Origin of the sequence: Pantoea sp. USHLN298 (assembly GCF_037149395.1) — a bacterium.
GTDB classification, from domain to species: domain Bacteria; phylum Pseudomonadota; class Gammaproteobacteria; order Enterobacterales; family Enterobacteriaceae; genus Pantoea; species Pantoea astica.
Window position 1 is genome coordinate 1 of sequence record NZ_JBBCRO010000009.1, and the last position, 24,941, is coordinate 24,941.

17 protein-coding genes are annotated in these 24,941 nt (G+C 55.6%); 4 read left to right on the plus strand and 13 right to left on the minus strand.

What is annotated here, in order from left to right:
• Positions 1-203 precede the first annotated feature (203 nt).
• Complete coding sequence (locus tag WFK59_RS20420; protein ID WP_233988912.1) at positions 204-1,646, minus strand: amidase family protein; 1,443 nt, start codon at positions 1,644-1,646, stop codon at positions 204-206.
• A gap of 153 nt (positions 1,647-1,799) precedes the next feature.
• Positions 1,800-2,288 carry a GNAT family N-acetyltransferase gene (locus tag WFK59_RS20425; protein WP_233988913.1) on the minus strand — a complete coding sequence of 163 codons (489 nt, stop codon included), beginning with the start codon at positions 2,286-2,288 and terminating at the stop codon, positions 1,800-1,802.
• 94 nt (positions 2,289-2,382) lie between these two features.
• Between WFK59_RS20425 and WFK59_RS20430 the strand changes: the two genes are divergently transcribed.
• On the plus strand, positions 2,383-3,345 hold the full coding sequence (locus WFK59_RS20430) for a LysR family transcriptional regulator (RefSeq protein WP_336757066.1): 963 nt from the start codon (positions 2,383-2,385) through the stop codon (positions 3,343-3,345).
• Here the strand turns inward: WFK59_RS20430 and WFK59_RS20435 are convergent.
• The 9 genes from WFK59_RS20435 to arnB all read right to left on the minus strand — a co-directional run bounded on the left by WFK59_RS20435 (position 3,299) and on the right by arnB (position 15,101).
• Positions 3,299-4,831 (minus strand): Fic family protein, encoded by a 1,533-nt coding sequence (locus WFK59_RS20435; RefSeq protein ID WP_336757067.1) that lies wholly within the window; start codon positions 4,829-4,831, stop codon positions 3,299-3,301. The genes WFK59_RS20430 and WFK59_RS20435 overlap by 47 nt on opposite strands.
• Before the next feature lie 292 nt (positions 4,832-5,123).
• Positions 5,124-7,049 (minus strand): methyl-accepting chemotaxis protein, encoded by a 1,926-nt coding sequence (locus tag WFK59_RS20440; protein WP_293001476.1) that lies wholly within the window; start codon positions 7,047-7,049, stop codon positions 5,124-5,126.
• Between the two features lie 677 nt (positions 7,050-7,726).
• On the minus strand, positions 7,727-8,104 hold the full coding sequence (arnF, locus tag WFK59_RS20445; protein WP_336757068.1) for a 4-amino-4-deoxy-L-arabinose-phosphoundecaprenol flippase subunit ArnF: 378 nt from the start codon (positions 8,102-8,104) through the stop codon (positions 7,727-7,729).
• On the minus strand, positions 8,101-8,424 hold the full coding sequence (gene arnE / locus WFK59_RS20450) for a 4-amino-4-deoxy-L-arabinose-phosphoundecaprenol flippase subunit ArnE (RefSeq protein WP_336757069.1): 324 nt from the start codon (positions 8,422-8,424) through the stop codon (positions 8,101-8,103). Before arnE ends, arnF begins: the two co-directional genes overlap by 4 nt.
• Positions 8,424-10,085 (minus strand): lipid IV(A) 4-amino-4-deoxy-L-arabinosyltransferase, encoded by a 1,662-nt coding sequence (gene arnT, locus WFK59_RS20455; RefSeq protein WP_336757071.1) that lies wholly within the window; start codon positions 10,083-10,085, stop codon positions 8,424-8,426. Before arnT ends, arnE begins: the two co-directional genes overlap by 1 nt.
• Before the next feature lie 4 nt (positions 10,086-10,089).
• On the minus strand, positions 10,090-10,992 hold the full coding sequence (gene arnD, locus WFK59_RS20460; RefSeq protein WP_233988919.1) for a 4-deoxy-4-formamido-L-arabinose-phosphoundecaprenol deformylase: 903 nt from the start codon (positions 10,990-10,992) through the stop codon (positions 10,090-10,092).
• Complete coding sequence (gene arnA, locus WFK59_RS20465; protein ID WP_233988920.1) at positions 10,989-12,971, minus strand: bifunctional UDP-4-amino-4-deoxy-L-arabinose formyltransferase/UDP-glucuronic acid oxidase ArnA; 1,983 nt, start codon at positions 12,969-12,971, stop codon at positions 10,989-10,991. Before arnA ends, arnD begins: the two co-directional genes overlap by 4 nt.
• On the minus strand, positions 12,968-13,963 hold the full coding sequence (gene arnC, locus WFK59_RS20470) for an undecaprenyl-phosphate 4-deoxy-4-formamido-L-arabinose transferase (protein ID WP_336757072.1): 996 nt from the start codon (positions 13,961-13,963) through the stop codon (positions 12,968-12,970). Before arnC ends, arnA begins: the two co-directional genes overlap by 4 nt.
• Before the next feature lies 1 nt (position 13,964).
• Positions 13,965-15,101 carry a UDP-4-amino-4-deoxy-L-arabinose aminotransferase gene (arnB, locus tag WFK59_RS20475; protein WP_336757074.1) on the minus strand — a complete coding sequence of 379 codons (1,137 nt, stop codon included), beginning with the start codon at positions 15,099-15,101 and terminating at the stop codon, positions 13,965-13,967.
• A gap of 776 nt (positions 15,102-15,877) precedes the next feature.
• Between arnB and WFK59_RS20480 the strand changes: the two genes are divergently transcribed.
• Positions 15,878-16,456, plus strand: a complete 579-nt coding sequence (locus WFK59_RS20480) for a YceI family protein (RefSeq protein WP_336757076.1) — start codon at positions 15,878-15,880, stop codon at positions 16,454-16,456.
• 212 nt (positions 16,457-16,668) lie between these two features.
• On the opposite strand, the gene WFK59_RS20485 is transcribed toward WFK59_RS20480, so the two are convergent.
• Complete coding sequence (locus WFK59_RS20485) at positions 16,669-17,682, minus strand: Gfo/Idh/MocA family oxidoreductase (protein WP_336757077.1); 1,014 nt, start codon at positions 17,680-17,682, stop codon at positions 16,669-16,671.
• 109 nt (positions 17,683-17,791) lie between these two features.
• Here WFK59_RS20485 and WFK59_RS20490 point away from each other — a divergent pair, with 109 nt between their 5' ends.
• Together WFK59_RS20490 and WFK59_RS20495 are read left to right on the plus strand one after the other, a co-directional pair.
• Positions 17,792-18,802 carry a LacI family DNA-binding transcriptional regulator gene (locus WFK59_RS20490; RefSeq protein ID WP_336757079.1) on the plus strand — a complete coding sequence of 337 codons (1,011 nt, stop codon included), beginning with the start codon at positions 17,792-17,794 and terminating at the stop codon, positions 18,800-18,802.
• A gap of 838 nt (positions 18,803-19,640) precedes the next feature.
• A complete protein-coding gene (locus tag WFK59_RS20495) occupies positions 19,641-19,844 on the plus strand; it encodes an Hha/YmoA family nucleoid-associated regulatory protein (protein ID WP_233988808.1) in 204 nt (67 codons plus the stop codon).
• Between the two features lie 124 nt (positions 19,845-19,968).
• On the opposite strand, the gene WFK59_RS20500 is transcribed toward WFK59_RS20495, so the two are convergent.
• Positions 19,969-24,405: a S6 family peptidase gene (locus WFK59_RS20500; protein ID WP_336757081.1), complete on the minus strand. Its 4,437-nt coding sequence runs from the start codon at positions 24,403-24,405 to the stop codon at positions 19,969-19,971.
• Between the last annotated feature and the right edge of the window lie 536 nt (positions 24,406-24,941).

Consider the following 24,941-nt stretch of genomic DNA (forward strand, 5'->3'; position numbering starts at 1 on the left):
GGACGCGGGCGAAAGGCGGGGCGGCACAGGATGTGCCATCCCCGGCGGTCCGTCAGGCAGAGGAATGAAGTGAAGGTACCGCGCAGCGGCGCGAGGACCGCCAGCCCCTGATCGGCACCAGACTGCGTTATCACCTGTCGCTTAACTGACAGGCATTACGGCCAGCAGGCAGCCCTTTTCGCGTTCAGCGCGGCTGAGGTCATTCATTCATTAAAAGCGGGCATCAGCCGTTTGCCGATGACGCTTTCCACCGCGATAGCGGCCTGAAGGATATCCGCATCCTGTCCCGGCGCCCCGTAGAGCGTAATGCCAAAGGGTAAACCTTCCGCATCTGCGCCTGCGGGTATCGCCACCACCGGCGCGCCCGCTTTTCCGGTACATTTTGCCGCGGCTGACAGGGGCGACAGCAAAACATCGGCCTGTGCGGACGCCAGCGCAGCCAGAATCCCGTTCTCAAGACTTAGCGCTATGTCCTGCTGGCGATCGCCTGCATATTCTGCTGAATGGATATCCGGTGCCGCCTCAGTGGCCTCCAGCAGAGACTGACCATAGGGAATGTGCGCCGGATGGGCGCTGTTCCACGCAATGATGTCGCGTAAGGAGCCGATACCACAGGGTTTTAGCGCCGTCAGCAGGCGGTTGAGGCTGGCGCGAAACTCCGTGCGAAATACGCATGAGCGAACGTGGCTAAGCTGCTCTGCGGAAGGCAGATCGCAAGGGTCGATAATCCCGGCGCCCGCCTGAGCCAGTGATTGCAGCAGATTGTCAAATGCCGCGGTGTGAGCGGGCGTCAGTACACTGTCGGCAATGAAGCGGCGCGGAATACCGATCCGCAGCCCCGCCAGCCGGATATTGCGGCGGGATTCAGAAGGAAAAGTGGCAAGCGTCGCGCTGTCATTGCTGTCCGCGCCGGCGATAGCCTGATAGATCAACTGCGCATCATCGACAGTGCGCGCCAGGGGGCCCGGCGAATCCTGACTGGGAACCAGCGGGATAAAACCGTGACGACTGACGCGACCCACCGTAGGTTTAAAACCGACGATGGCACTGTGGACTGCCGGTGTCTGAAGAGAGTTTTGTGTTTCCGAACCGATGGCAAAACCGCAAAATCCGGCGGCAACAGCAGCGGCTGATCCCACGCTGGAGCCGCCTCCCCGCCCATACCGCAAGCCCAGCGGATGGCGGACAACGCCGCCCGCCCCGCTAAATTCGGCAGGCATTGTCTCTGCAACGAAGTCTGCAAACTCCGTCATATTGGTTTTCCCCAGCAGCACCGCGCCCGCCTCGCGCAGACGTGTGACTAACGTCGCCTCATAAGGTGGAACAAACTCAGCCAGCGCACTGGCACCCGCTGAAGCTACGCTGCCGTCCAGGGTGAAGGCGTTATCTTTGATCAGATAGGGTACGCCATGCAGCGGTCCCCTTATATGTCCGGCAGCACGTTCCGCATCGGCACGCCGCGCCTCTTCCCGCGCAAGGCGGGAAAGGCTTCTGACGCAGTTAATGCCCGCGTCGCCCTGATCGTATCGTTCGATACGATCCAGATACCACTCTGTGGCCTCCAGCGCGCTGATCTCGCCCGCCGCGATAGCTTCACCAATGGCCCGTGCTGAACCTGACGCCAGCAGCGCAACTTTCTCTTTCATGACAGACTTCCTGAATTGACGCGCGGCAGCGCTTTAAACCGGGTAAAGGCACCGCAGTGCTTTCACCGGCATATTCTTATGAAACGTCTCGCAGATGGCGATCGGTCAGCGGCATCCTGTCATGAATGGCGTCAGCACTTTTCACAAATGGGTTCAGTTGAGCTCACGCGACGCAAACTTCTCCAGCGCCGGGCCATCAAGCCGGTAACGTACCCACTCGCTCAGCGGAAGCGCATCAATGCTGTGATAGAAATCTTTGGCGGATTTATCCCAGTCGAGCACATTCCACTCAATCCGGCTGCATTTCCGGCTGACAGCAAGCTGAGCAATATAGTGAAGTATGGCTTTGCCCGCTCCGCGTCCGCGATAGTCGGGCGTGAAATAGAGATCCTCCATATTCAGGCTACAGCGGCCGATCCAGGTCGAAAAGCTCATTGAAATAACGCAGTAACCCGCAACCACGCCCTCGATTTCACAGATGTAGGCCTCTGCGGTGCTGTCGGGGGCAAACAGGGTGCGTCTGATCTGATCAGCGTCCGGCACCGCCTGTAACGGCGCTTCGCTGTATACGGAGAGGCCATTGACCATGTTACAGATGGCATCCGTATCTTCCGGGCTGGCCTGTCGAATAATAACGCGCATAAATATTCTCTACTCAGTACCCTTTGATGCCCGTAAGGATAATCGCTATTCTTTAATGAATTAAGTGCAATAAAATCAATTACAGGTGAATCTGATGCATCATGTACTGCGACGTCTCGATCTGAATCTTCTGCCTGTTTTTGATGCCGTTTACCGGCACCGTTCGGTCAGGCTGGCGGCTGGTGAGCTGGCCATGAGCACCTCAGCGTTAAGTCATGCGTTAACGCGCCTGCGTGAATTTCTGAAAGATCCGCTGTTCTATCGCGAAGGACACCGGATGTGCCCCAGCGTTTTCGCGCATCAGCTGGCGCCTCATATTGCCGCATCCCTCGCCGTCCTCAATCAGCATCTCAGCCCGGTAAAGCCGTTTGAACCGCTGACCAGCACGCAATCTTTCCGGATTGCCGTTACGGATTACACCGCCTTCTGTATCTTTCCGGAACTGATTAAAGAGGTTGAAAAAAGCGCACCCGGCATAAATTTCGAACTCTGCCATCTGCCGCACAATCCTGCACTGAATGAATTACTGGCCGGTGAAGTGGACCTGGCGTTGAGTTTTAGCGAGCCGGATGATGTCAGACATCAGGATCTGGATGAGGTCGATTTGTTCAGCGATGAATTTGTGGTGATCAGTAACATCCGGCGTGTCAGCCTGACGCTGGAAGAGTATCTGGCGGCGGGTCATCTGGTGGTCACGCCGTGGAATGAAAAGAAAGGCCTGCTGGATACGCACCTTGCGCGACTGGGGCTGACGCGCCGGATCACCCTCAAAACGCCCTCAATGCTGAGCTCTCCGCATATTGTGGCGGAAAGTGAATTGCTGATGGCTATACCGTCTTATGTCGCCGGAAAAATTGCCCGATTAGCGAAGGTGAAAACTTTCCCGCTGCCCTTTTTCGCCCCCGCTTTTACGGTGAAAATTTACTCCCACCAGCGTAGCGGCAAAAAATCTTCGGCCGACTGGCTGAAAAAGAATATTTTTCAGAGCATTCAGCGTCAGAATCTGACGCTTAATCACGCCCCTGCTCCTCAAATGCCGATCGGACTGCCTCAATAATCTGCCGGGCTTTTTCCTCCTCTTCAAACTGCGGGAACGCTTTTTTCAGCTTGCCGGACACCTGCCAGCCATTCTCCTTCAGCGACCGGATGATGCGGCTGGCGTCCTGATCCGGCATCTCAATCACCTCTTTCAGACGCTGCTGCGCCCGCTGAAAAATCACCAGCACTCGCGCTTCGTCAGCCATTTCCGTTTGTACCGTATGCGCGATCACCCGGGCAGTGTAGAGCACCTGCTCTGTTAAGTCGGGGTAGCGCCAGGCGAATCGCGCGTCGTCGTAGTCACTGAAACTGAAGTTGCTCAGCGTACCGTCCGGATAGGTGATCAGCTCACCGAAACGATAGCTGCCGGCGTAACGCCGCATCAGGCGTTTTGAAAAAACGTCCAGCGTGCGATCGTAGCCTGCACGGAAATCCAGTGAACTGGTGATGGTGGCGGAAACCGGCAGAATGACGCCGTCCGGTACGGCCCGATCGCGAATCAGCGTATCGTTGATTAAAAACCGGTGGATGCGGCCATTGCCGTCGCGCATCGGGTGGATATAGACAAAACCAAAGGCGATAACGCCGGCACGCGCCAGCGGTTCAGCGCCGCGCGTGGCCTGTTCAAAAGCGTTCAGACCCTGCATAAAACGCGGAACGTCGGTGTAGTGCGGCGCAATGTAATGAACGATATCTTCCCGCATCGTTGCCTGTCCGACAAACACCGGCGAGCGGCGCAGTCCCAGCCCCAGCGCGTCGTGGCCCAGAATGCCTTTCTGTAAGGTGTGCAGGCTGGCCTCACTGAGCGGATCGTCAAGCTGGCCGCAATATTGCGCAATCACATGCGCAAAGCGCTGAATGCGATCGGCCTGGCTGGCCTCTTTCTCAATCAGAAAACTGGCGCGTGATTCCTTAAACGTTAGCCAGCTGGCGGTACGCATCAGGATATCGGCGCCAAATGTGTTATCCAGTTCGGCAAGTGCCTGCCGGAGATCAAATGCCAGCGCCTGTTCTGTCACGGCGGTCCGTCGCACGATGGGGCAGAAATCGACGCTGCCCGGCAGATTGTCATTGATACGCCAGCGTTTCGATCGCTTTATGCCGGTGCGCGTCAGGTAGGCTTTAGCCGAAATCGCATCCACATAGCCGCCGTTGGTCACATCCGGCACCGCCAGCGTCTCGCCGGTCAGCCACTCATAGAAAAAACCGGCACGGCGGGCATATTGGCCGTAAGGTTCACGGCGGCACCAGTTTTCCAGCGGCTCAGGGCCGGTGGCGGCAAACAGACGGGCCAGAAACTCCAGATGGAGCTCTTCATATTTGAGGCCAAAAGCGAAGTGACCGGCAAAATCGTCTTCCGGGCGATAGCTGGGCGGATAGCGGTTCTCTATCTGGCCCTGACTCTCATGGCGGGATCGCACCGTGCCGATGGCCGATTCAACACGCAGCGGTTGCGCCAGCTCGATAGCATAACGTTCTGATAGCGCCTTAAAACCGACCAGCATGGTTAAATCCTTTATCTTCCGACTGAAAATAATAATAAAAGAGAGATTTAACACGGAAACGATAACTTCGCCAGTCAGAAAGGTTAACGGCTGCCTGAAAAGGGTAATAAAAAGAGGTCTGGCGGTGAAAATGCTAATGAGGAAGGAGCCATCAGAACCAGGCAGTTTTCACAAAGCCCTGTTTCTGACTAAAAACGCTGCGGAAAAGTGGGAAGTATGAATAAAACATGATGACCAGGATGATGAAACCCTTCCCCGCAGATGACCTGCGGAAAAGGGCTGACTATTCAGCTTAAAACGTTTCCCAGCCCGCTTCACTGGCAGGCTGTAATCGGGCAGTGAAAGCCGGCGGACTGGCTTTCACCGGCTGTGGCCGTTCAGTAGCGTGCTGCCCATCCGCAGCGACGCGGAATACGGCCACGGTCTGCTCAAGCTGGATCGCCTGGTCTTCCAGCGAGCTGGCCGCTGCGGAGGACTCTTCAACCAGCGCGGCGTTCTGCTGAGTCGTGGTATCCATTTCAGACATCGCCTGGGAAATCTGGGAAATGCCCCGGTTCTGCTCATCGGAAGCGGCCGCTATTTCGCCCATGATCTCTTTTACCTGACTCACCGAACGTACGATTTCATCCATCGTGTTACCGGCACGGTTAACCAGCACGGAACCACTGGTCACGCGGTTCACAGAATCACCGATCAGCGTCTCAATCTCTTTGGCCGCCACCGCGCTGCGCTGGGCAAGATTACGCACTTCGCCAGCCACTACCGCGAAGCCACGTCCCTGTTCGCCTGCACGGGCGGCTTCCACCGCGGCGTTCAGCGCCAGGATATTGGTCTGAAACGAGATGCTGTTAATGACCGTAATAATCTCGCCTATTTTGCCTGAACTGCTGCTGATCCCATCCATCGTAGCGATAACATCACGAATAATCTCACCTCCGCGGCCCGCATTCACTGAGGCTTCGGTGGCCAGCTGGCTGGCATGATGCGCGTTTTCAGCATTCTGTTTCACCGTGGAGGTCAGCTGTTCCATACTCGCCGCGGTTTCGACTACCGCCGCGGACTGCTGTTCGGTGCGTGAAGAGAGATCGGTATTGCCGGCCGAGATTTCCGAAGAGGCGCGGGCCACACTGCTGACGCCGCTTCTGACGCTGACAATGATGTTTTTCAGGCTCTGATTCATGCTGTCTATGGCCTGCATCAGCTGCCCTATTTCATCACCCCGACGGGTCGCCAGCGAAACGGTCAGATCGCCCTGCGCAATGCGTAACGCAGCGGCCAGCATGGTTTTAAGAGGTTGAGTGATCGCGCGCGTGATCTTCCAGGCGATAAACAGGCTCAGAAGAACAGACAGCAGAGCCGCAAAGGCGATCCGCATCTCAGCAACTTTGATAAAACCGGCTGAGAGCAGAGACTGGTAGGCAAAAATATCCCCGACCGAAGCGTTCAGCTGTTCAGCCGCCTGGGTCAGGGCCAGCGACGCGGCTTGTTCTTTCTCAAAATCGGCAGCGTAAGCTGACAGCGCCTGAACGTAGTGCTGACTGTCGCTGATGACGGCGGCGATAGCGGTCTGTTGCTCAGTGCTTAAAATGGAGAGCAACTGCGCGGCCTGTTGATCAATGGCGCTGAACCGCGTGAGCAAATCCTGCTTTTGCGTTTCATCCGGCTGAGCAACAAAGCGATCAACATTAAAAGCCGCTTCTTTCACTGCGGACGCCAGCTGCAAAACGGGCAGTGCGGCTTCCGGCAGCGTGGCCAGAGGGCTCTGTTCCAGATTATGCGCCTGGGTAAACAGGTTAGCTGACAGCATCGCGTCACGGGCTTTTGCCCGCACACCGGAAACCTGAATAAAGGCCTGACGCGATGACTGATAATTATTTAATTTCTCGCCCATCGCGCTGATTTTCGCCTCACCGTCAGCATCCCATTTAAAAGCCGATAGCTTTTTGTAGTGAGCGAACAGTTCGTTAATCGCCTGGACATTCAGCTCTGCATATTTTTGTTCTTTGGTGTACTGATAGAGCGTGCGATTGAGTCGGGCATTACTCAGGGTATTCACCATCTCCACGGTGACAGAACGGCGCGCTGAGTTATCTTTGATGTTGTTAAAACAACCAAAGGCAAGCAGTGCAATCACCAGTGATGCGGCAATCACAACAGCAAAACCGGCCCCCAGCTTTTTGCCCATTTTTATATCAGAGATTTTATATGCGAGGCCCATAAGGTTTACCTTTCATAAGAGGATGTATTGAGAAAAAAGAAAAAAGGTGCAGCAATGGGTTAAAAGAAGCCCTGTTGCAGTTATCGGCCAGCGCGGCCTAACCTTTAAATTCATTTAACAGTAACAGCGCGGGCAAAAAGGAGGGAACGGTGCGGAACGGTTTCTGCTGCTGAACGGCACTGCCCCAAACGCAGGTCATAAAGGTGGATATTATCACCGGGGAAAAAGTCAGTCCTCTACCGAATGGTGGCGCGGCACGACATCGGACAGGGCGAATCACCGGTTGATCTGATCAGCCAACCGCAACAAAAACGCGAGCGGAGTCGCAAAAGCACCGGTGCTGGACGCACAACAGATTGCGCGTTTTTGATATTAATCATTAAGCATGCTAATTATTATGACTGATTCAGGCAGGGTTTTCTGTCGGATACCCGTCCGGGCCTGCGGTGCGACACTGGCACACCGCTCATCGCCAGGCACTGACGTGGGACAGGCGAAGCGGACCGGAGCAGGCTGAACGGTAAACCGGCCATCTTCAGCAGGAGGTTATTCTTCGATTACGGCAAGCGCCGCAGAAGAAGGCTGGGCTGGAGACGCATTAATGACGTCACCGCCAGTTACAGGCAGACTGGGTATGAGGCTGATAGCTGCACGCCGCAACCGGACTGCTGGCGATGTCAGGGCTTACGTGCGATACAGAGCACCCCGATGATGATAACGGCTATGCCCGCCAGCCCGCGCCAGCTGAAAGACTCATGGAAAAAGGGCAGGCCAACGGCGGCCAGCCACACCAGTACATAACTCAGACTCAGCAGTGGATAAACCCGGTTAAGCGGAAAATGATGAAGCGCCTGAATCCAGCACAACATCGACAATCCGTAGGCGCCGAGTCCGGTCAGCAGCAGCAGCAGCAGCAGCGCGGGAAGCAGAGCAAAAGAGGACGCCACTTCGGCCAGCGCAGTCAGCTCAGGCAGTTGCGACATCGCCCAGCGCATCATCAACTGTGCCATCGACACCAGTAACACGCTGCCCGCCACCCAGCCGTAGCCTTTCATCGCTGACTGCCCATCAGCATCACCCCAGCCACGACCAGCAGCGTGCCGCAGATCTGGCGCAGCGTTAAGCGCTCACGCCAGAGTATCCGCGCCGCCAGCGCCACAAAGATAAAATTGAGGCTCAGCATCGGATAGGCCTGGCTGACCGGCACCCGCTGCAGCACCACCAGCCAGAGCACCATCGCGATACCCAGCAACAGCACGCTGCCCGCGATCCAGCCAGAGGCCACCCGTCGGGAACCCCTTACGCGGGTTGCCTGTTTCTGGCACAGCTGGGCGCTGCAGCTGAGCAGGCTGACCAGCACGATTAGCACGATCATCACCGCGTCTGGCCATAATAGAGGCTGACCAGCCTGCCCTGGCGATAAACCGCGTCCGGCATCGGCACCTGCGCGCCGATATCGCTGTGTACCGAGTCGACCAGCAGCAACAGCGAGACGCTTCCCGTGCGGCGATGCGCCGCGAGCCAGCCACGGAATGCCGCCTGAGTGACGAAGCGGGATTGTGCGTCAGGATAGCTCAGGCCATATTCCAGCTCGCCTTTCTCATCATAAAATCCGATATCACTGCGGCGCAGGTGCCAGGCGACCGCCGAGGCGACGCCGGGATTATCCGCCAGAATATAGCGGCTGGTCGCCAGCCGATCGCTGATTGCTGCCACAAAATGCTGTGGCTGTTTGGCATCCCGTATCTTCTGCGGGATCACCTGCCCGACCACCAGCGACACCATCAACGGACAGAGCGCTGCAGCCTGCCAGCGATGGCTGGCATAGCGGAGGCTGTAGAGGCCGATCAGCGACCAGCTGATGAACGCCAGCGCCGCCAGCGCCAGCTTGCTGTATTCACTGCGGGCAAACAGCGGATGGTGTGTCAGGCTCCACGGGGCCAGCACCAGCAGCAAAACAGCCAGCATCAGCGCGCCATACAGCACATTCAGCCAGCCATTGATTTTCAGCGCCCGTCCGGCCCGCTGCGCGGCGCTCAGACCGTAGTGCGCCATCAGCAGCGACAGCGGGACAAAACAGGGCAGGATGTAGGTCGGCAGCTTGCCTTTTGCCAGGCTAAAGAACAGCAGCGGCATCACCGTCCAGCTCAGCAGATAACGTGCGCCGGCCTGATGCTGACGTTCGCGCCAGCCCGTTATCAGCGCGCCCGGCAGCAGTCCCAGCCAGGGCAACGTCCCCAGCAGCAACACCGGCAGGTAATACCAGAACGGCGCTTTGTGTTGCGCATTGGGTTCGGCGAAACGCTGAATGTGCTCCACCCAGAAGAAGTAGTGCCAGAAATCGGGTGCCTGATGGGCAACGGCCAGCGCCCAGGGCGCGCTGATCGCCGCCGCTGCCAGCACCGCCAGCGGCCCATAAATCAGTAATTCTTTAAGTCGCTGGTGCCAGATCGCCCACGGCAGAATCGCCAGCACCGGTACCGCCAGCGCCAGAAACCCTTTGGTCATCAATCCCATGCCGCAGGCGAGGCCGAGCAGCAGATAACCGGCAAGGCGACCGGAGCGCGCAACAGATTGCGTTGCCAGCCAGTAGCTGCACATCGCTGCCGCCAGCCAGAGCATTAACATCGGATCGAGCACCGCATAAGTGCCGACACCGTAAACCAGCAGCGAACTGAGGAAGATGATCGCGCCCATTGCCGCCGTCCGCGCCGAGCAAAACAGCCGTTTACCCAGCCAGTAAATCTGCACCGCGGTCAGCGTAGTGGCGATCACCGAACCGGCCCGCACGCCAAAAAGAGTATGGCCAAACAGCCACTGGCACAGCGTGTTGATCCAGTAACCTGCCACCGGTTTTTCAAAATAGCGCAGGCCGAAAAAGTGCGGCACTACCCAGTTACCGCTTGCCAGCATCTCGCGGCTGATCTCGGCGTAGCGGGTCTCGTCCGGCTGCCAGAGATCGCGGAACATCGGCGGGATCAGGTAATAGAGAGCAAAAAGGCTGACAAAAACCAGCCATCGGGTGGTTATACGCATCGGGCTATTTCACCTCATCAATCCGTTTCTGACAGCCCAGCCACCCTTCCCGTCCGGCAATCTCGCCCCTGACCACTTTGCCTACCGGCAGGGTGGAGAGATCGGCGGGCAGCAGCGCGCTTAACGGACAAAATTCAATGCCGTTGCGCCGGGCACAGGTCAGCAGCGTGGCAAAGTCCTGATAGCCGACAATGCCTTCCACTTCGGCATGAATGGTGTAAACCGGCGTTCCGCCAGCGGCCAGCATCTGATCAAGGATATAGCCGTTGAACCCATTGGCGCTGACCTGCCGACCCACCACTTCATCCCAGGTCGGCAGCGTGACCGGTATCTGTACTGTGCCAGTCTGCCCGTCAGGCAGCAGCGGCAGGAAAGGTTCGCTGCCGCGGCAATCACTGTTGTAGTGAAAACCAAAGTTCTGCTTAGCGGCCATCACCCGGCCATCGGCACGCCAGCCTGCGACAGCCGAGCAGCTGATGGGATGACCGAGAATGTCGCTTAGCGTCTCGCTGCCGCGCGCAATCTGTTCGATCAGCTTCTCTTCCGGCCAGACGCCAGCCCAGGTTTGCCAGGCAAAATGGTCCCAGGCGTGCAGCCCCACCTCATGCTGGCGGGCGGTCTCCTGCATAATGCGACTCAGACCGCGACCAATCGGCTTCCCTGGCCAGGCGGTGCCGGCCAGCAGGATGTCCCAGCCGTAGAGCGAGGCGGCGCGCGAGCGCATCATCTTCCACAGAAAAGCCGGCTTGATCAGACGCCACAGATGGCGTCCCATGTTGTCTGGCCCGACGCTGAAGAAAAAACTGGCGCGTATGGCATGCTGCCTGAATAGCGTCAGCAGCGCAGGCACGCCCTGCTGCGTGCCGCGCCAGGTATCCACGTCAATCCGCAGACCCACCTTTTTCATTGATGCTCAGCCTGCTGCTCAAGGGTACGCAGGAAGAAGTCGAGCGTATTATCGATGGTGGTATCCATGGTTACGGTCGGCGTCCAGCCCAGCAGCCGGCGCGCATTACGGATCGCCGGTTTGCGGTGTTCCACATCCTGATAGCCTTTGCCGTAATAGCTGCTGCTCTCCACCTCACGGAAACCGGCAAACGGTGGGAACTGATGACGCAATGGGTGACGTTCAAAGCTGGCCAGCAGCTGCTCTGCCAGTTCTTTGATACTGGCTTCGTTCTCCGGGTTGCCAATGTTGATGATCTGGCCGTCGCAGTTCTGCTGCTTGTTTTCAATAATCCGGAACAGCGCCTCTACCCCATCCTGAATGTCAGTAAAGCAGCGCTTCTGCCTGCCGCCATCAATCAGCTTGATTGGCGATCCCTCCACCAGATTAAGAATCAGCTGCGTGATGGCGCGCGAACTGCCGATGCGAGCCGCATTAAGGTTGTCCAGCCGCGGGCCCATCCAGTTGAATGGACGGAACAGGGTAAAACGCAGCCCCTCTTTTTCGCCATAGGCCCAGATCACCCGATCCAGCAGCTGTTTGGATACCGAATAGATCCAGCGCTGCTTATTGATCGGTCCGACCACCAGATTAGAACCGTCCTCATCGAAGCTGGCATCGGTACACATGCCGTACACTTCCGAGGTCGAAGGGAAAATGATGCGCTTCTGATACTTCACACAGTCGCGAATGATTTTGAGGTTCTCCTCGAAATCGAGTTCAAATACCCGCAACGGATTACGGGTGTATTCGATCGGTGTCGCAATCGCCACCAGCGGCAGGATGACATCACATTTTTTAATGTGATACTCAATCCATTCGGAGTGGATAGCGATATCACCTTCAACGAAATGGAAGCGCGGCTGATCCAGAAAACGGCTGATGGCGTCGGAACTGATATCCAGACCATAAACCTCGAAATGGTCATCCTGTAACAGCCGCTCGGTGAGGTGGTTACCGATAAAGCCGTTTACGCCGAGGATCAGCACCCGGGTACGGCGCTGCAGGACGGACTGCGGTTGCGAGTAAAGCAGCGCGCCCGGCACCATGCCTAAACTCTGTGCCAGCTGGCTGCCGTTCATGTAAACACCGTGCTCAGACTGTCCGGTCTGAATCTCCAGCGCCCCGTCGCCACAGGCGATCAGGAAAGGCTGTTTCGACAGCACGGTACCGGGCTTCGCCGCGTGTTGCTGCGGATGAACCCGGCTCTTCCAGACGATAAATTTGACCGAGCCGGCAAAGGCAAAAGCACCCGGCCAGGGATCGGTGACCGCTCTGACCAGATTGTGAATCGCCTGCGCCGGCTGATGCCAGTCAATACGACCATCTTCAGCGGTGCGCCGCCCCACCCGGCTTGCCTGGCTTTCATCCTGCGGCCATTCGCTGATCTGACCGCGGCGCAGATTGGGCAGCAGATCGTTCAGCAGTTGCTCCGCCGCCGCCGACAGTTTGCGGTGCAGCGTCAGCGCCGTGTCCTGATCCTCAATCGCCACCCGCTGCTGCGCCAGGATATTGCCAGCATCGGCCCGTTTCACCATCCGGTGCAGCGTAACGCCGGTTTCGCGCTCACCATTAATTAACGCCCAGTTGAGCGGTGCGCGGCCACGATATCGGGGCAGCAGCGATCCGTGCAGATTAAAGGCGCCATGCCGGGCGCACGCCAGGATCTCATCGCTCAGCAGATGCCGGTAGTAGAACGAAAAAATCATGTCGGGCGCCATGGTGCGGATCCGGTCGAGCCAGATCGGGTGATTCGCCTCGTCCGGGGCATAGACCGGGATACCATGCTCAGCCGCCAGCCGCGCCACCGAACCGAAAAAGTGATTTTCGGTCGCCTCATCGTTGTGGGTAAAAATGGCGGTGATTTCATAACCTGCGTTCAGCAACGCAGTGATGCCAACACAGCCCATGTCGTGATAGGCGAAAACGAGGGTCTTCATAATGAACTTTCCTGTACTGATGGCTGTACTGAAGGCTCTTCAGGAGCCTTAACAACGCGTTGAACGAAATAGCGCGGACGCGCACGAACATCGTTATAAATCCGCCCGATATACTCACCGAGCAGGCCCATACCCACGAACTGCGCACCGATAAACATGAACAGCACGGCGAATAACACGAACACGCCGTCACCTGCCCAGGCGGCACCGAAGAAGAGACGCAGCACGATTAACACCAGGGAGAAGCCGAAGCCGGTGAGCGCAATGACGCTACCGACGACGCTGAGCCAGCGCAGCGGTGTGGTGGTCAGGCAGGTCACCAGGTCATACATCAGGTTAATCAGCCGCATAAAGCTGTATTTCGAGTCACCGAAGGCCCGTTCGGCATGGATCACCGGCAGCTCGATGGTGTGGCGGGCAAAGGTATTCGCCAGAATGGGAATGAAGGTGCTGCGCTCGTGGCAGTTGAGCATCGCATCGACAATATGACGACGGTAGGCGCGCAACATGCAGCCGTAATCGCCCATCGCTTTACCGGTGACCCGCTGAATCAGCCGGTTCAGCGTGCGGGATGCCTGACGACGGAACCAGCTATCCTGCCGCTGTTGCCGTACCGTGCCGACCACGTCATAGCCCTGACGCGCGGCCTCAACCAGTCGGGGGATCTCCTCCGGCGGGTTTTGCAGATCGGCATCGAGCGTCACAATCAAATCGCCACGAACGTGGCTGAAGCCGGCCATGATGGCGGAATGCTGACCATAGTTACGGTTTAGCAGCACTCCAATCACCGGGCTGTCCGCAACGGCGGCGGCCTGTTCGATTATCTCCGCTGAGCGATCGCTGCTGCCGTCATCGACTAACAGGAGTTCATACGCCACTCCCAGCGGATCACAGGCTGCACGGGTGCGGCGAATCAGTTCTGGCAGACTCTCCTGCTCGTTGTAGACCGGAATCACCACGGAGAGCAGGTTGATGGGTTTAACGTCGCGCATCTCAGGCCTCCGCAATCTCATGTAACGCCTGAATGACGCGATCCACATCCTGATCCGTCATCGACGGGAACAGCGGAATGGAACACATTTGCTGGCTATTACGTTCGCTGGCGGGCAGCTGCAGCTGCGGGAAGCGCTCACGATAATATTTGTGGGTGTGAGCAGCGCGGAAATGCAGCCCGCTGCCAATCTCCCGCGCTTTCAGGGCCTGCATAAAGGCATCACGCGACAGACCGCAGCGCTGCTCATCAATGCGCAGAATAAACAGATGCCACGCGTGCTGATGGGGCCAGGCGGGCAGCGACAGCGGCGTGAACGGCAGTGACTGGAGCGCATCGAGATAACGCCGGGCTATCTCACCGCGTCGCGCAATAAACCCTGGCAGTTTTTTTAACTGCACCAGCGCAATCGCGGCGCTGATGTCAGGCAGGTTGTATTTAAAGCCCGGCATCATCACTTCAGCCTGTGGCTGGCGGCCGTGGGTCTGGCGATCAAAGGCATCCACCGCCAGCCCGTGAAACTTCAGGCTGCGAATGCGCTCGGCCAGTGCGGCATCGTCCGTCACCACCAGTCCTCCTTCCGCACAGGTGATATTTTTGATGGCGTGGAAAGAAAAAATCGCGGTGCCTTCGCGCCCGACATGCTGTCCCTGATAGGTTGTGCCGACCGCATGTGCCGCATCTTCAATCACCGCGATATCGTGCTGGCGAGCCAGCTGGTAAATCGGTGCCAGATCAACCGGTACACCGGCATAGTGCACCGGGATAATGGCGCGGGTACGTGGCGTGATGGCGCGGGCAATCTGCTCCGGCATCACCATCAGATGATCCGGGTCCACATCAATCATCACCGGGGTCGCGCCGAGCAGCGTGATCAGATTCAGGGTAGAAACCCAGGTCATGGAGGGCGTAATCACCTCGTCGCCGGGCTGAATGCCCAGCGCCATCAGCGTGACGTGCATTCCCGCCGTCGCCGAGCTGACTGCGATCGCCTGCTGATTGCCGGTCAGCTGGATAAATGCCTGCTCCAGTTCGGCGCATTTCGCGCCGGTGGTGATCCAGCCAGAGTCGAAAACCGCTTTTACGGCGGCCAGTTCCTCATCACCAAACGCCGGGCGGGAAAAAGGCAAAAAGGCCATAGTGAAACTCCTGCAGCTCTAAACAATAAACAGGCACACAAGGTTAATCGTGCGCAACCCCAGTAATCGCGAGGAAATAGCGAATCTCCCGCCGGCACCCTTTCCAAAGAGAGCGTATTGTTCTTCTTAAGAAATTTAAAACATCAGACGGGTGATACACGCTAACGCACAAAAGTTAACTGAACATTAAATGAAGCCGGTTAAATTAAATAAAATAAATAAAAGTTCATTTAATCATTTTCAAAAAAGTTCACTTATTTAATATTAATAATCATGTCAACTACCACTCTCTTCACTTTATTGATAATACGTTTATAATCGATGAAGATCAGGAGGTCTCATGGCTTTGCCATCAATCTGAAGCAATAGTCCAGGCTAAGATAAAAACATTATTTTTCATGATGATGAAAATAAATCAGGCTTGAGATCGGCATGGAATAGCTATGTGACGGGCACGAAATAATAATTTGAATATAAATATTATCAGCTTAAGGTTTTCTTAATATTAGCCAGGACTGTTTATTCACGTCCTGACTGCGCATTGAGATCCCTTTTGTTGCTGTCAGGTCAGGACCCGGCAGGCCAGCAGTTTCAATTGGGAAGAAAATGCGGTTTGCGCTCAGGGACGGTTCCCGGCAACAAGGCTATTTTCGCCGCCCCTGTTTACCGCGGATCGGGTTTATCCAGCGAAGAGTAAACCTGGTCAGGTTTTAAAATGAATAGATTCAGTCCGACAGACGTTAACACCTTATCTGCACGTAAAAGAGAGCCATCTGATGATCCGTACCGCCTGTCTGTTAAGCCTGAGCTGTTTCTTTAGCGCGTCGATTCATGCCGCGCCGATCACCTACGCCATCGCCACCGAAAAAACCGCCATCGGGCTCTCCTGGCGCGCCTTTGGCCACAGCTTTTCACAGGCGCATCTTGAGGGTGTAACCGGTACCGTGACGCTGAACCCCGATCAGGACAGGGATGATCATGTTGAGGTGAATATTCCCGTCAACACGCTGGTCGCCTCTAATGCGTTATTAACCTGGCAGTTAAAAAGTGACCAGTTTTTTGATGCGCAGCACTATCCCGGCATCCGCTTTGTCAGCAGCCGGGTTGCCACGCTGGGGGCGGGAGAATACCGTATCTTTGGCGTCCTGACGGTGAAAGATGTCAGCCGTCCGGTGGTGATGCTGGCGACACTGGAGGGAGGAGAGCCGCTCACGTCTTCAGCGCAGTCGCTGACGCTGCATGCGACCACCGCCATATCCCGCACCGCCTTCCGGGTTGATCGGCTGGTCGGGATAGTCGATGACCGCGTTGCTATTGCCCTCACCATTACTGCTAAGACGAAACCCCCGCTGTAAGCGCCGTCCGGCCAGCTTCGGCTATTGTGGTCAGTTGCGCTGGCGGATTGCGGCCGATCAGCACAAACTGATGTCCCTGATTTGGCGGCAGCGATTCAGGCGGGCGGCACGGGATATGCCAGAGAGTGAGCAGGTCTGTTCACGCGCGTGCGGCAGACGAAAAACGCACAGCGCGTGAGTGACCGGCAGGCTGAGCGTCCGGCCGGTCCGGATCATAGCGACACTTTTTCAACCGCACAGAAGCGGTGCTCTGCCAGCGAGATCACCGCCGCTTCCGCGATCGCCTGGGCTTTCAGACCATCTTCCAGTCCCGGCAGATCGCTAACCGTCTCACCGTTGAGTGAACGGACAAAGGCATCCAGCTGCGCGTAGTAGGTGGCCTGCACCCGGCTGAACCAGTCGGGCAACAGCCCGGGCTGCGCGATCTGCGCGTTCTGATAACAGGTCACGCCGCGCTGCTGCTGACTCTCAGACACCAGCATCCCGCCCGCGCCCATCACGCTGATGCGTTCATCATAGCCATAGCCGGTACGGCGAGCGTTATCCAGCTGCGCCAGGCCGCCGCGTTGCAGCCGCAGCAGCAGCGTGCTGGTGTCCACGTCGGCAAAATCGCGGATGGCGGGCAGTGCCAGCGCCGCACCCATAGCCGCCACTTCCGTCACCTCGTCATCGGTGAGCCAGCGTAGCAGGTCAAAAAAGTGGATTGCCTGATCGCGCATCTGTCCTCCTGAAGCCTGTAAATAGGCGAGCGGCGGCATCTCAGAAGAACGGCAGACCATCTGAATAAGCTCAGCTGCACCGATCCGGCCCTCCCGGAGCTGCTGCCTGAGCTGCTGATGGCTGACGTCAAAGCGGCGATTAAAGCCAACCGTCACCGGCACATTGAAGTGTAAAACCCGGTCCACCACCCGGCATGCGCGTTCCAGAGAGAGATCGATAGGTTTCTCACAGTAGATCGCTTTGCCGGCACGCGCCGCCGTCTCCAGCAGATCGGCGTGGGTAGGCGTGGCGCTGGCGATTAACACCATATCGATGCTGTCATCATTGAACAGCTGGCTGGCTGACGCGGCGCAGGCGGCAAAACGCGCAGCAAACGCGGCGGCGCGTGCGCTATCCGTATCGGCGACTGAGACCAGTTCTGTTGCAGGATGCGCCTGCAGATTGGCGGCATGTACCTCACCGATAAAGCCACAGCCGATCAGAGCAACGCGTTGCTTTTTATTCATTTATTTGAACTCCATCATAATCCAGCGGAAAGCGGCCTTTGCAGGATAACCTTGCTGGTTACACTGACCCCATCGCGTTTTTGAGGTGTTTACCTCAGGGGAGAAAACCATGTCGCTGAAGGAGATCGCCCGGCGGGCGGGTGTCGGTCTGGCCACCGTGGATCGTGTGCTCAACGAGCGTGGCGGCGTGGCGCCGGCAACGGTACGTAGAGTCCTGCAGGCGGCGCGTGAAAGCGGCTTAAAACGCATTTTGCCGGAAGAGCACCGCCGGCCATGGCAGATAGAAGTGTTAATGAGCTGCAATGATTCTTTTTTCTTCCGGCAGCTGGCGCAGGATTTTACTGAAGCCGCTATGCATCCAGGCTATCGGCGATTGACGCTGCATCGTACTTACGTGCCGGAAGCGCAGCACGAGCGCCTGGCAAAACGCATTCTGGCGGGCAGTGAAACGCGCGATGCTCTGATCGTATTTGCGCATTCACATCCGATGATTTACGACGCGCTGGCTCACTGTCAGGCACGCGGCGTACCGGTGATCACGCTGGTTACCGATCTTCCTGACGCCGCCCGGCTCTGCCATGTCGGTATCAATCAGAAAAAGGCCGGGCGAACTGCCGGTCAGCTGATGGGGAAGATGCTGCACCAGCCGGGCGAGGTGCTGATTGTCAGCGGACGCCTGGATTACACGGCGCACCGGGAGCGAACCGAGGGGTTCAGGGAAATATTAACCGATCGTTTTCCTCACCTTCAGCTACGTGAAGTAGTGGCGGCGCAGGAAGACCGCGACCTTATCAGCAGGTTACTGGAGAAGCAGCTGACCCGGAGCGGAAATTTGCTGGGGATTTACAATACCGGTATGGGTAACACTGAAATTGGCCAGGCGCTGGCGCGTCATCGCCGACTCAATCAGTGCGTATGGATTGCTCATGAACTCTATTCCACTACGCGAACGCTGATGGCGCAGCAAAGTATCGCCCTGACGCTGGATCAGAATACCCGGCAACATGCCCAGCTGGCACTGCAGCTGTTGCTGAATTATCTGGAACAGGGAGAAAAACCGGAAACCTACGCGGCAGGTCAGGTTGAGTTCGTGATTTACACCTCAGAAAATAGTGCTTAGCTACGAATTACGCTGCCGCATCGTTGCCAGACGGCGTACGCGCAACAGGCACACCTCCCGCATGGATAAATGCTCAGGCGTATCAGCCTGAGCCATTCTCCTATTCGCCTGCTCAGTTCAAAAATGTCGGCCAGCACAACCATCGCCTCTCTTTTAATATCAACCGTCCGTAAACTCCATTCCCTTTTACATGTTATTTCTGGACTAAGAGTTATCTTATTATTTATTAATTGTTGAGTTCAGGTGAATTAAAAATCGATTAAATTACAAGCAGAGAGTAAATTATCTTTTAAAATACAGATAAATAGCGACGCAGATTGAAAGCCATATAAATATCAATGTTATTTAGCCAAAAAAAACCTGACCAATAAATAGTCAGCCAGCACGATTATAGCGATTTATATCAACTTTTTTATTACTTCAAATACCTGATAATGACGGCGCTGACAGCGTCGCTTTGTGCTTTTTGTCACGCCAGCACGCCCGAATCAGAGACAAAGGTACATTGACTCGTACAACCAGCACGGTGTGAACGGCATGATTTTAAATCATAAAACATTTCATGCGTTGCACATAAATTGCCATTTAACTTAACAAGGAGAAAAGCGATGTGAATCAGACTGGCGACCAGATGACGTCGATGGAAAAACAGGCAGAGTGGAATATCACGCCACCCGATGTTTCCGCTTCAGCTCTCGCTCTTCATGAGTGTGGATGAAACGTTGAGACCGGGCCCGCGCCTTGTTTTTCAAACGCCTGTAGCGGTCAGACGTCGTAATGACTGACGCCCCAATTGCAGTTGTTAGAAATATTTATGGCATTGATTTGACGAGGATATATGAACAAGATTGATTATTTAATGCAGCTTCGGAATTGTCCATGCAAGGACATTCTCGATATCGTGACCAGCTATATGCGTAACCGTGTTCCTCACGAAGATCTCTCTTCATTTGAAGGCGCTTATGATCACCGTAAAGCAGAACTGGTGATGAATGAAACTTATAGCGAAGTACCCAGTGAAGCATGGCGATATGTCAATTAACCCCGCCGCTTTCGCTCAGTTATCTATTACGGGTAACCTCCCGTGTTGTCTGAGTAGTGAATAAACAGGTGTCGGCCTGGGTAAAAAAACAGAGCACCACCGCCGGGGTGATGCTCTGTAAAATTCAGAAGTGATAAGAAAAACCGACCTGACCGCTATAGTCTGTTTTAAAGACACCGCCAAAACTATTATCCACTTTGGCATTCAGCGAAAGATTACGGCTGATCTCACCTTCTATGCCCACCGAAGAACGGTAGCGATTATCAGACCAGGCGCTATATTGACGATCTGACTGACGGTCAGAAAGCGTGGTCTTAGATCCGTTCTTCCCTGGCGAATATTGATATTCAATGCTCGCAAACAGATTAACGTTATCCAGTCCTGCACCCAGTCCGCGTTGTTTCACCATAATCCCTCCGGTTAAGAAATAGGGATTCGCCGAGCTTAAACTGACCGCAGCATCCTGCCCTTTCAGTGAATAACCGGAAAGCGTGCCGGCACTGACACCCACATAAGGTGAGATCGTCAATCGATCCTGCGCCAGCCCGAACTGATAACCACTCCGCAGGCTACCGACCAGCATCTGACTGTGACGATTTTGCGCGTTAATGCCCAGCGCCGGATCCAGCGTAATCTCCTGATTCAGATACATCAGGCGGCTCGCCGCATCGACGAACCATCCCTGTCCGGACTGCCAGCCATAATAAGCGCCAACGGTGGCCAGACGGTGGTTCTCTTTGCCTTTTCCTTCAACCTGTCCCTGGGTGTAGCTGGCGCTCAACCCAAAGAGCTGATTGTTGCTTTGCTTGTCCCAGCCGACGTTCAGGGTTTGCTGGCTGGCATCCAGACCCAGAAAACCGCCTTTTCTCTGCTCGATCGTGACCCAGGGCCCACTTCTCTCTGAAGCATCCCGCAGGCTGTCAGTACGCTGATGCAGCTGGCTTACCGCTTCGCTAAAGATATACTGCCGCGAAGCCATCATTGCGCGAGTGTTCTGAATCAGCGGCTGGTTATCATAGACAGTAAACCAGTCGTCCGGATTGAATACGGGCTCACCTTCGGTTGCTGCCGCCGGTTCTTCGGCCGGTGTCTCTTTCTCAGCTTCCTCTTCAGCAGCAGCCTCTGCCGCTGCCGGAGTTTCTGGCTCCGCAGCTGGCGCGGTTTCTGCCGGAGCTGGCGTTTCCGGTGCCACTTCCGGAGCCGTTTCTGCCGGGGCTGGCGTTTCCGGTGCCACTTCCGGAGCCGTTTCTGCTGGCGCTGGCGTTTCCGGCACCACTTCCGGCACCGTTTCTGCTGGCGCTGGCGTCTCCGGCACCACTTCCGGAGCCGTTTCTGCTGGCGCTGGCGTTTCCGGCACCACTTCCGGCACCGTTTCTGCCGGCGCTGGCGTTTCCGGAGCCGTTTCCGCTGGTGCTGGCGTCTCCGGCACCACTTCCGGAGCCGTTTCTGCTGGCGCTGGCGTTTCCGGCACCACTTCCGGCACCGTTTCTGCTGGCGCTGGCGTTTCCGGCACCACTTCCGGAGCCGTTTCTGCTGGCGCTGGCGTTTCCGGCACCACTTCCGGCACCGTTTCTGCTGGCGCTGGCGTTTCCGGCACCACTTCCGGCACCGTTTCCGCCGGCGCTGGCGTTTCCGGCACCACTTCCGGCACCGTTTCTGCTGGTGCTGGCGTTTCCGGCACCACTTCCGGCACCGTTTCTGCTGGCGCTGGCGTTTCCGGCACCACTTCCGCAGGCTCTTGCTCCTGATTATGCTCAAGCACCCACAGAACGCGATCGTTCTCGTCCTTCACCTGATAGTTCGGGGTATAGACGCTAAAGCCGCTGTAGTTGCTGGCAAAGCTAAAGTAGTCATGTGACGTACCGGCGGGAGCGTCGATCATGACCAGATCCTGATTCAATGCGACCTGTTCATTACTCCCGACAATCAGTTTTACATCCAGCAGGTTATCGCTGCCGCTGGCGGCAGAGTTAATCGTCAGTTTATCGCTTTCCAGCGTGGACGGTTTTACGCCCAGTATCAGATTAAGTCCGGTGGCGTCCAGAGTATCGACATCCAGACTTTTTGCCTGCCAGCCAGTCTGTGGCACCGTTGACAGCGTGGCGCCGCGTGAGGCCTGCAGCAGACTCACATGACTGTTTCCGGTCATGTTCCAGGTTGACTGACTATCCAGCGTCATGCGCGTTGTGCCACTGGAACTGACGGCGCCCTGATAGTTCACCTTCCCAAGATAGAGCGACGCATCGTTGGCCAGCTGGACATCTCCCGTTACCTCACTGGCAGGAAGACGCGCCAGCGCGTCGGCATCCCGTACCGGCTGACTGCAGGAAACGTCATCTTTATAGATCACGGCGTAGCACCGCCAGCTCTTCTCCTCCGCCAGCGTACTGTCGTTATAACCCAACGAGAGGCGTGCGGATTCATCAGCCGTTATATCTGCGGTTACGCTGGCATATTCCCCCACCTGAAACAGAGCATTGCTGCCCACGTGGATTTTATCGGCCCTGAACAAGGAGGTCGTCCAGTCATCCTCAATGACCACGCTACCCGCATGGGCCACCGGCTGACCTGAGAGAACTGTTGTACCGCTGTTCGCATTTAACGTGCCATTCAGATTCATGCCACCCGTTAAGGCTGTTATCGCTGACCGGTTGCTCGGACTGATATTGACGTCCATCGCGCCATTCACCAGGTTTTGTACTTTTTCGCCGATAAAGCCTCTGAAAACCTGCAGATTCAGCTGCGTTAAGCGATGGTTGATCGCCTCATCCGCATCCGTTCCCAAAAAAGTCCAGGTTGAGGTTGAGCTTTGATCTGTCGGGTAATACCAGTAAGAAGAGGTATTCAGCTGGAAATATTCCGTCTGCTTCGTATAAGGGTTGTTATAAACATAAATTGATCCTGGCGTGCCTGTCGGGTTACTGCCGCTAAAGGTATTAAAAGGCACATCTTTCGCGGTATAGCCGGTGATATTCAGGGTGGCCAGATCGCTGTTGTGATTGACCAGCAGAGCGCCACTGTCGGTATGATTGATTTTTTTGAAGGTCAGCGCATTACCGTTTAAATCCAGGCGACCGCCGCGATAGCCGAAATAAATATTATCAGCCGCAACCTGATTCTCATCGCTCAGCACCACGGTTGGCCGGCCACTGACCAGCGTGACGGATGAAAATGCGCTTTTATCCCCGTTCGCATCGGCGCGCTGATCGAGCACGACCGTACCATCACCCACATTGAGTGAACCCGGGTTGTTCCCTTCAGCATTGACGTGCAGTGTGCCCGCCCCGATCTTATGCAGCGCATCGTTCGCCACGCCGTTGACCTGCCACAGCACCTCTTTGCCCGCATCGACCTCAACACCGCCGCCAGCCCAGGTTGCGTTGGCCCCACTGGCCGATGCCACTGTGTAGTTATTCGAAAACTGGAGTTTTCCGGCCCCCATATTAATGGGTGCATTTAAGGTAATCAGACCACCTGCACCGTTAAATCGTAAATCTTTGGTGGCATCCAGCTCTTCGTTGGTGGCGCCCGACGGAGCAACGCCTGCGTAGGCGGTGTCCAGCCCGGACCAGGACCACGACAGCGTGTTTTGCCTGATCGCATCATTGTCCCAGCTAATCGCGCCACCACCGGCAACATCGACCACATCGGGTGAGGTATTCGCGGCTGCGATGGTCTGAATGTAGTTATCAGGAATATATTCCCAGATGCTGGTCTGCCCATAAATCTGGTCCGTTACATAGGCGCCGTGCAGAACACCAGCCACCTTCCAGACCTGCTCCAGTTCGTCATAGACCATGACAGGACTGCCGCTGTCACCGCCCATTGTTCCGATAGAAAGCGGAGAAGTCAGTGGGTTATCAGGCCCATAATTGGTTCCCTGCAGAGAGCCTGACGTCGCCTTCACCGTCGCCGCATTAATCGTTCCTCCGCTTACCCAGTTATAAGCACCGCTGAGGGTAATTTGCTCGGTCTGCGCCTCATTAACCTGGCTCTGCGTGCCGCCACCAATGCGCGTATACCAGGAGTAGCGCGATTTATCAGCCGCTATCATGTCTGATTTTTCGATCACGCTAGCGGGGGCCGACTCTGTGACCACTTTATTCAGGCGTGGCAGATGAAAATCAATATCTGACAGTGTTGATTCATTACGATTAATCAGCGTGTAATTGGCGGCATACTGCGCACCGTTACCAAATTTGAGCGTTTTATAGCCGGTGTTATGACGCACGCTGGCGACATAAGATGGCGCAACCAGTGTGCTGTAACCGTAAGTCGCCACCATGCCAAAATCCGGCATAGAAAAATCAAGATAACCCGACAGCGATCCATCTGTTTTATAGATGGCGATATTTTTAGCGCCAACAGAAAACTCCCCCAGGTTTTCAGCAAAATCGCGATAAGTTTGCACATCAACATCATGCCGCATAATTCCGGCATTTGAGCGCGTACAGATAGCTACAGTGCAGCAAAAAGCGACTCTTCCAATATATTTCAATGGATTCCCCTTGTGAATAAATACACTTATTAATTTATTTTTTACTCGCAGGAATAATATCATTTCACATATCTGTTACCGAAATCCGCCGCCGCTTAAAGATTGATTGAGATCAATAAAATGCGGCCATTCAATGCAATTTAAACGCTAACTCGCTGAAATAAATCAATATATAAAAACACTGCCAAATAAGAATCAGCTTTATCAATATATTTAAGAAAACACCTAGTCCAGTCCAGAAATAGACTGCCGCCCATTCATTAGTTATATTTACTGTTTTCGCAACCAGACAGGCGAATAAATAGCGATTAGAAAAAATCTATTTTTTAAGGCAAAGTTATGTATTGTTGAGTCAGCCTTTCCGGCGGAGAATAAACAAACATCAATTCAGATATTTTCTATTGACATTAATTTAAGTTTGTTAGCTGCGTATTGTCATGATGGCAATTTATTTTCACAGCATTCTGCTCTTTGCCTCATCGATTCTGAATAACATCCATCACATTGACGTAACATCATCAGCGCCAGTTTCAGCGCCTGACGTTGCCATTTTTCACTCTGCGCGGATAACGGTTCTGCCCAGCGTGATGATAGATCAG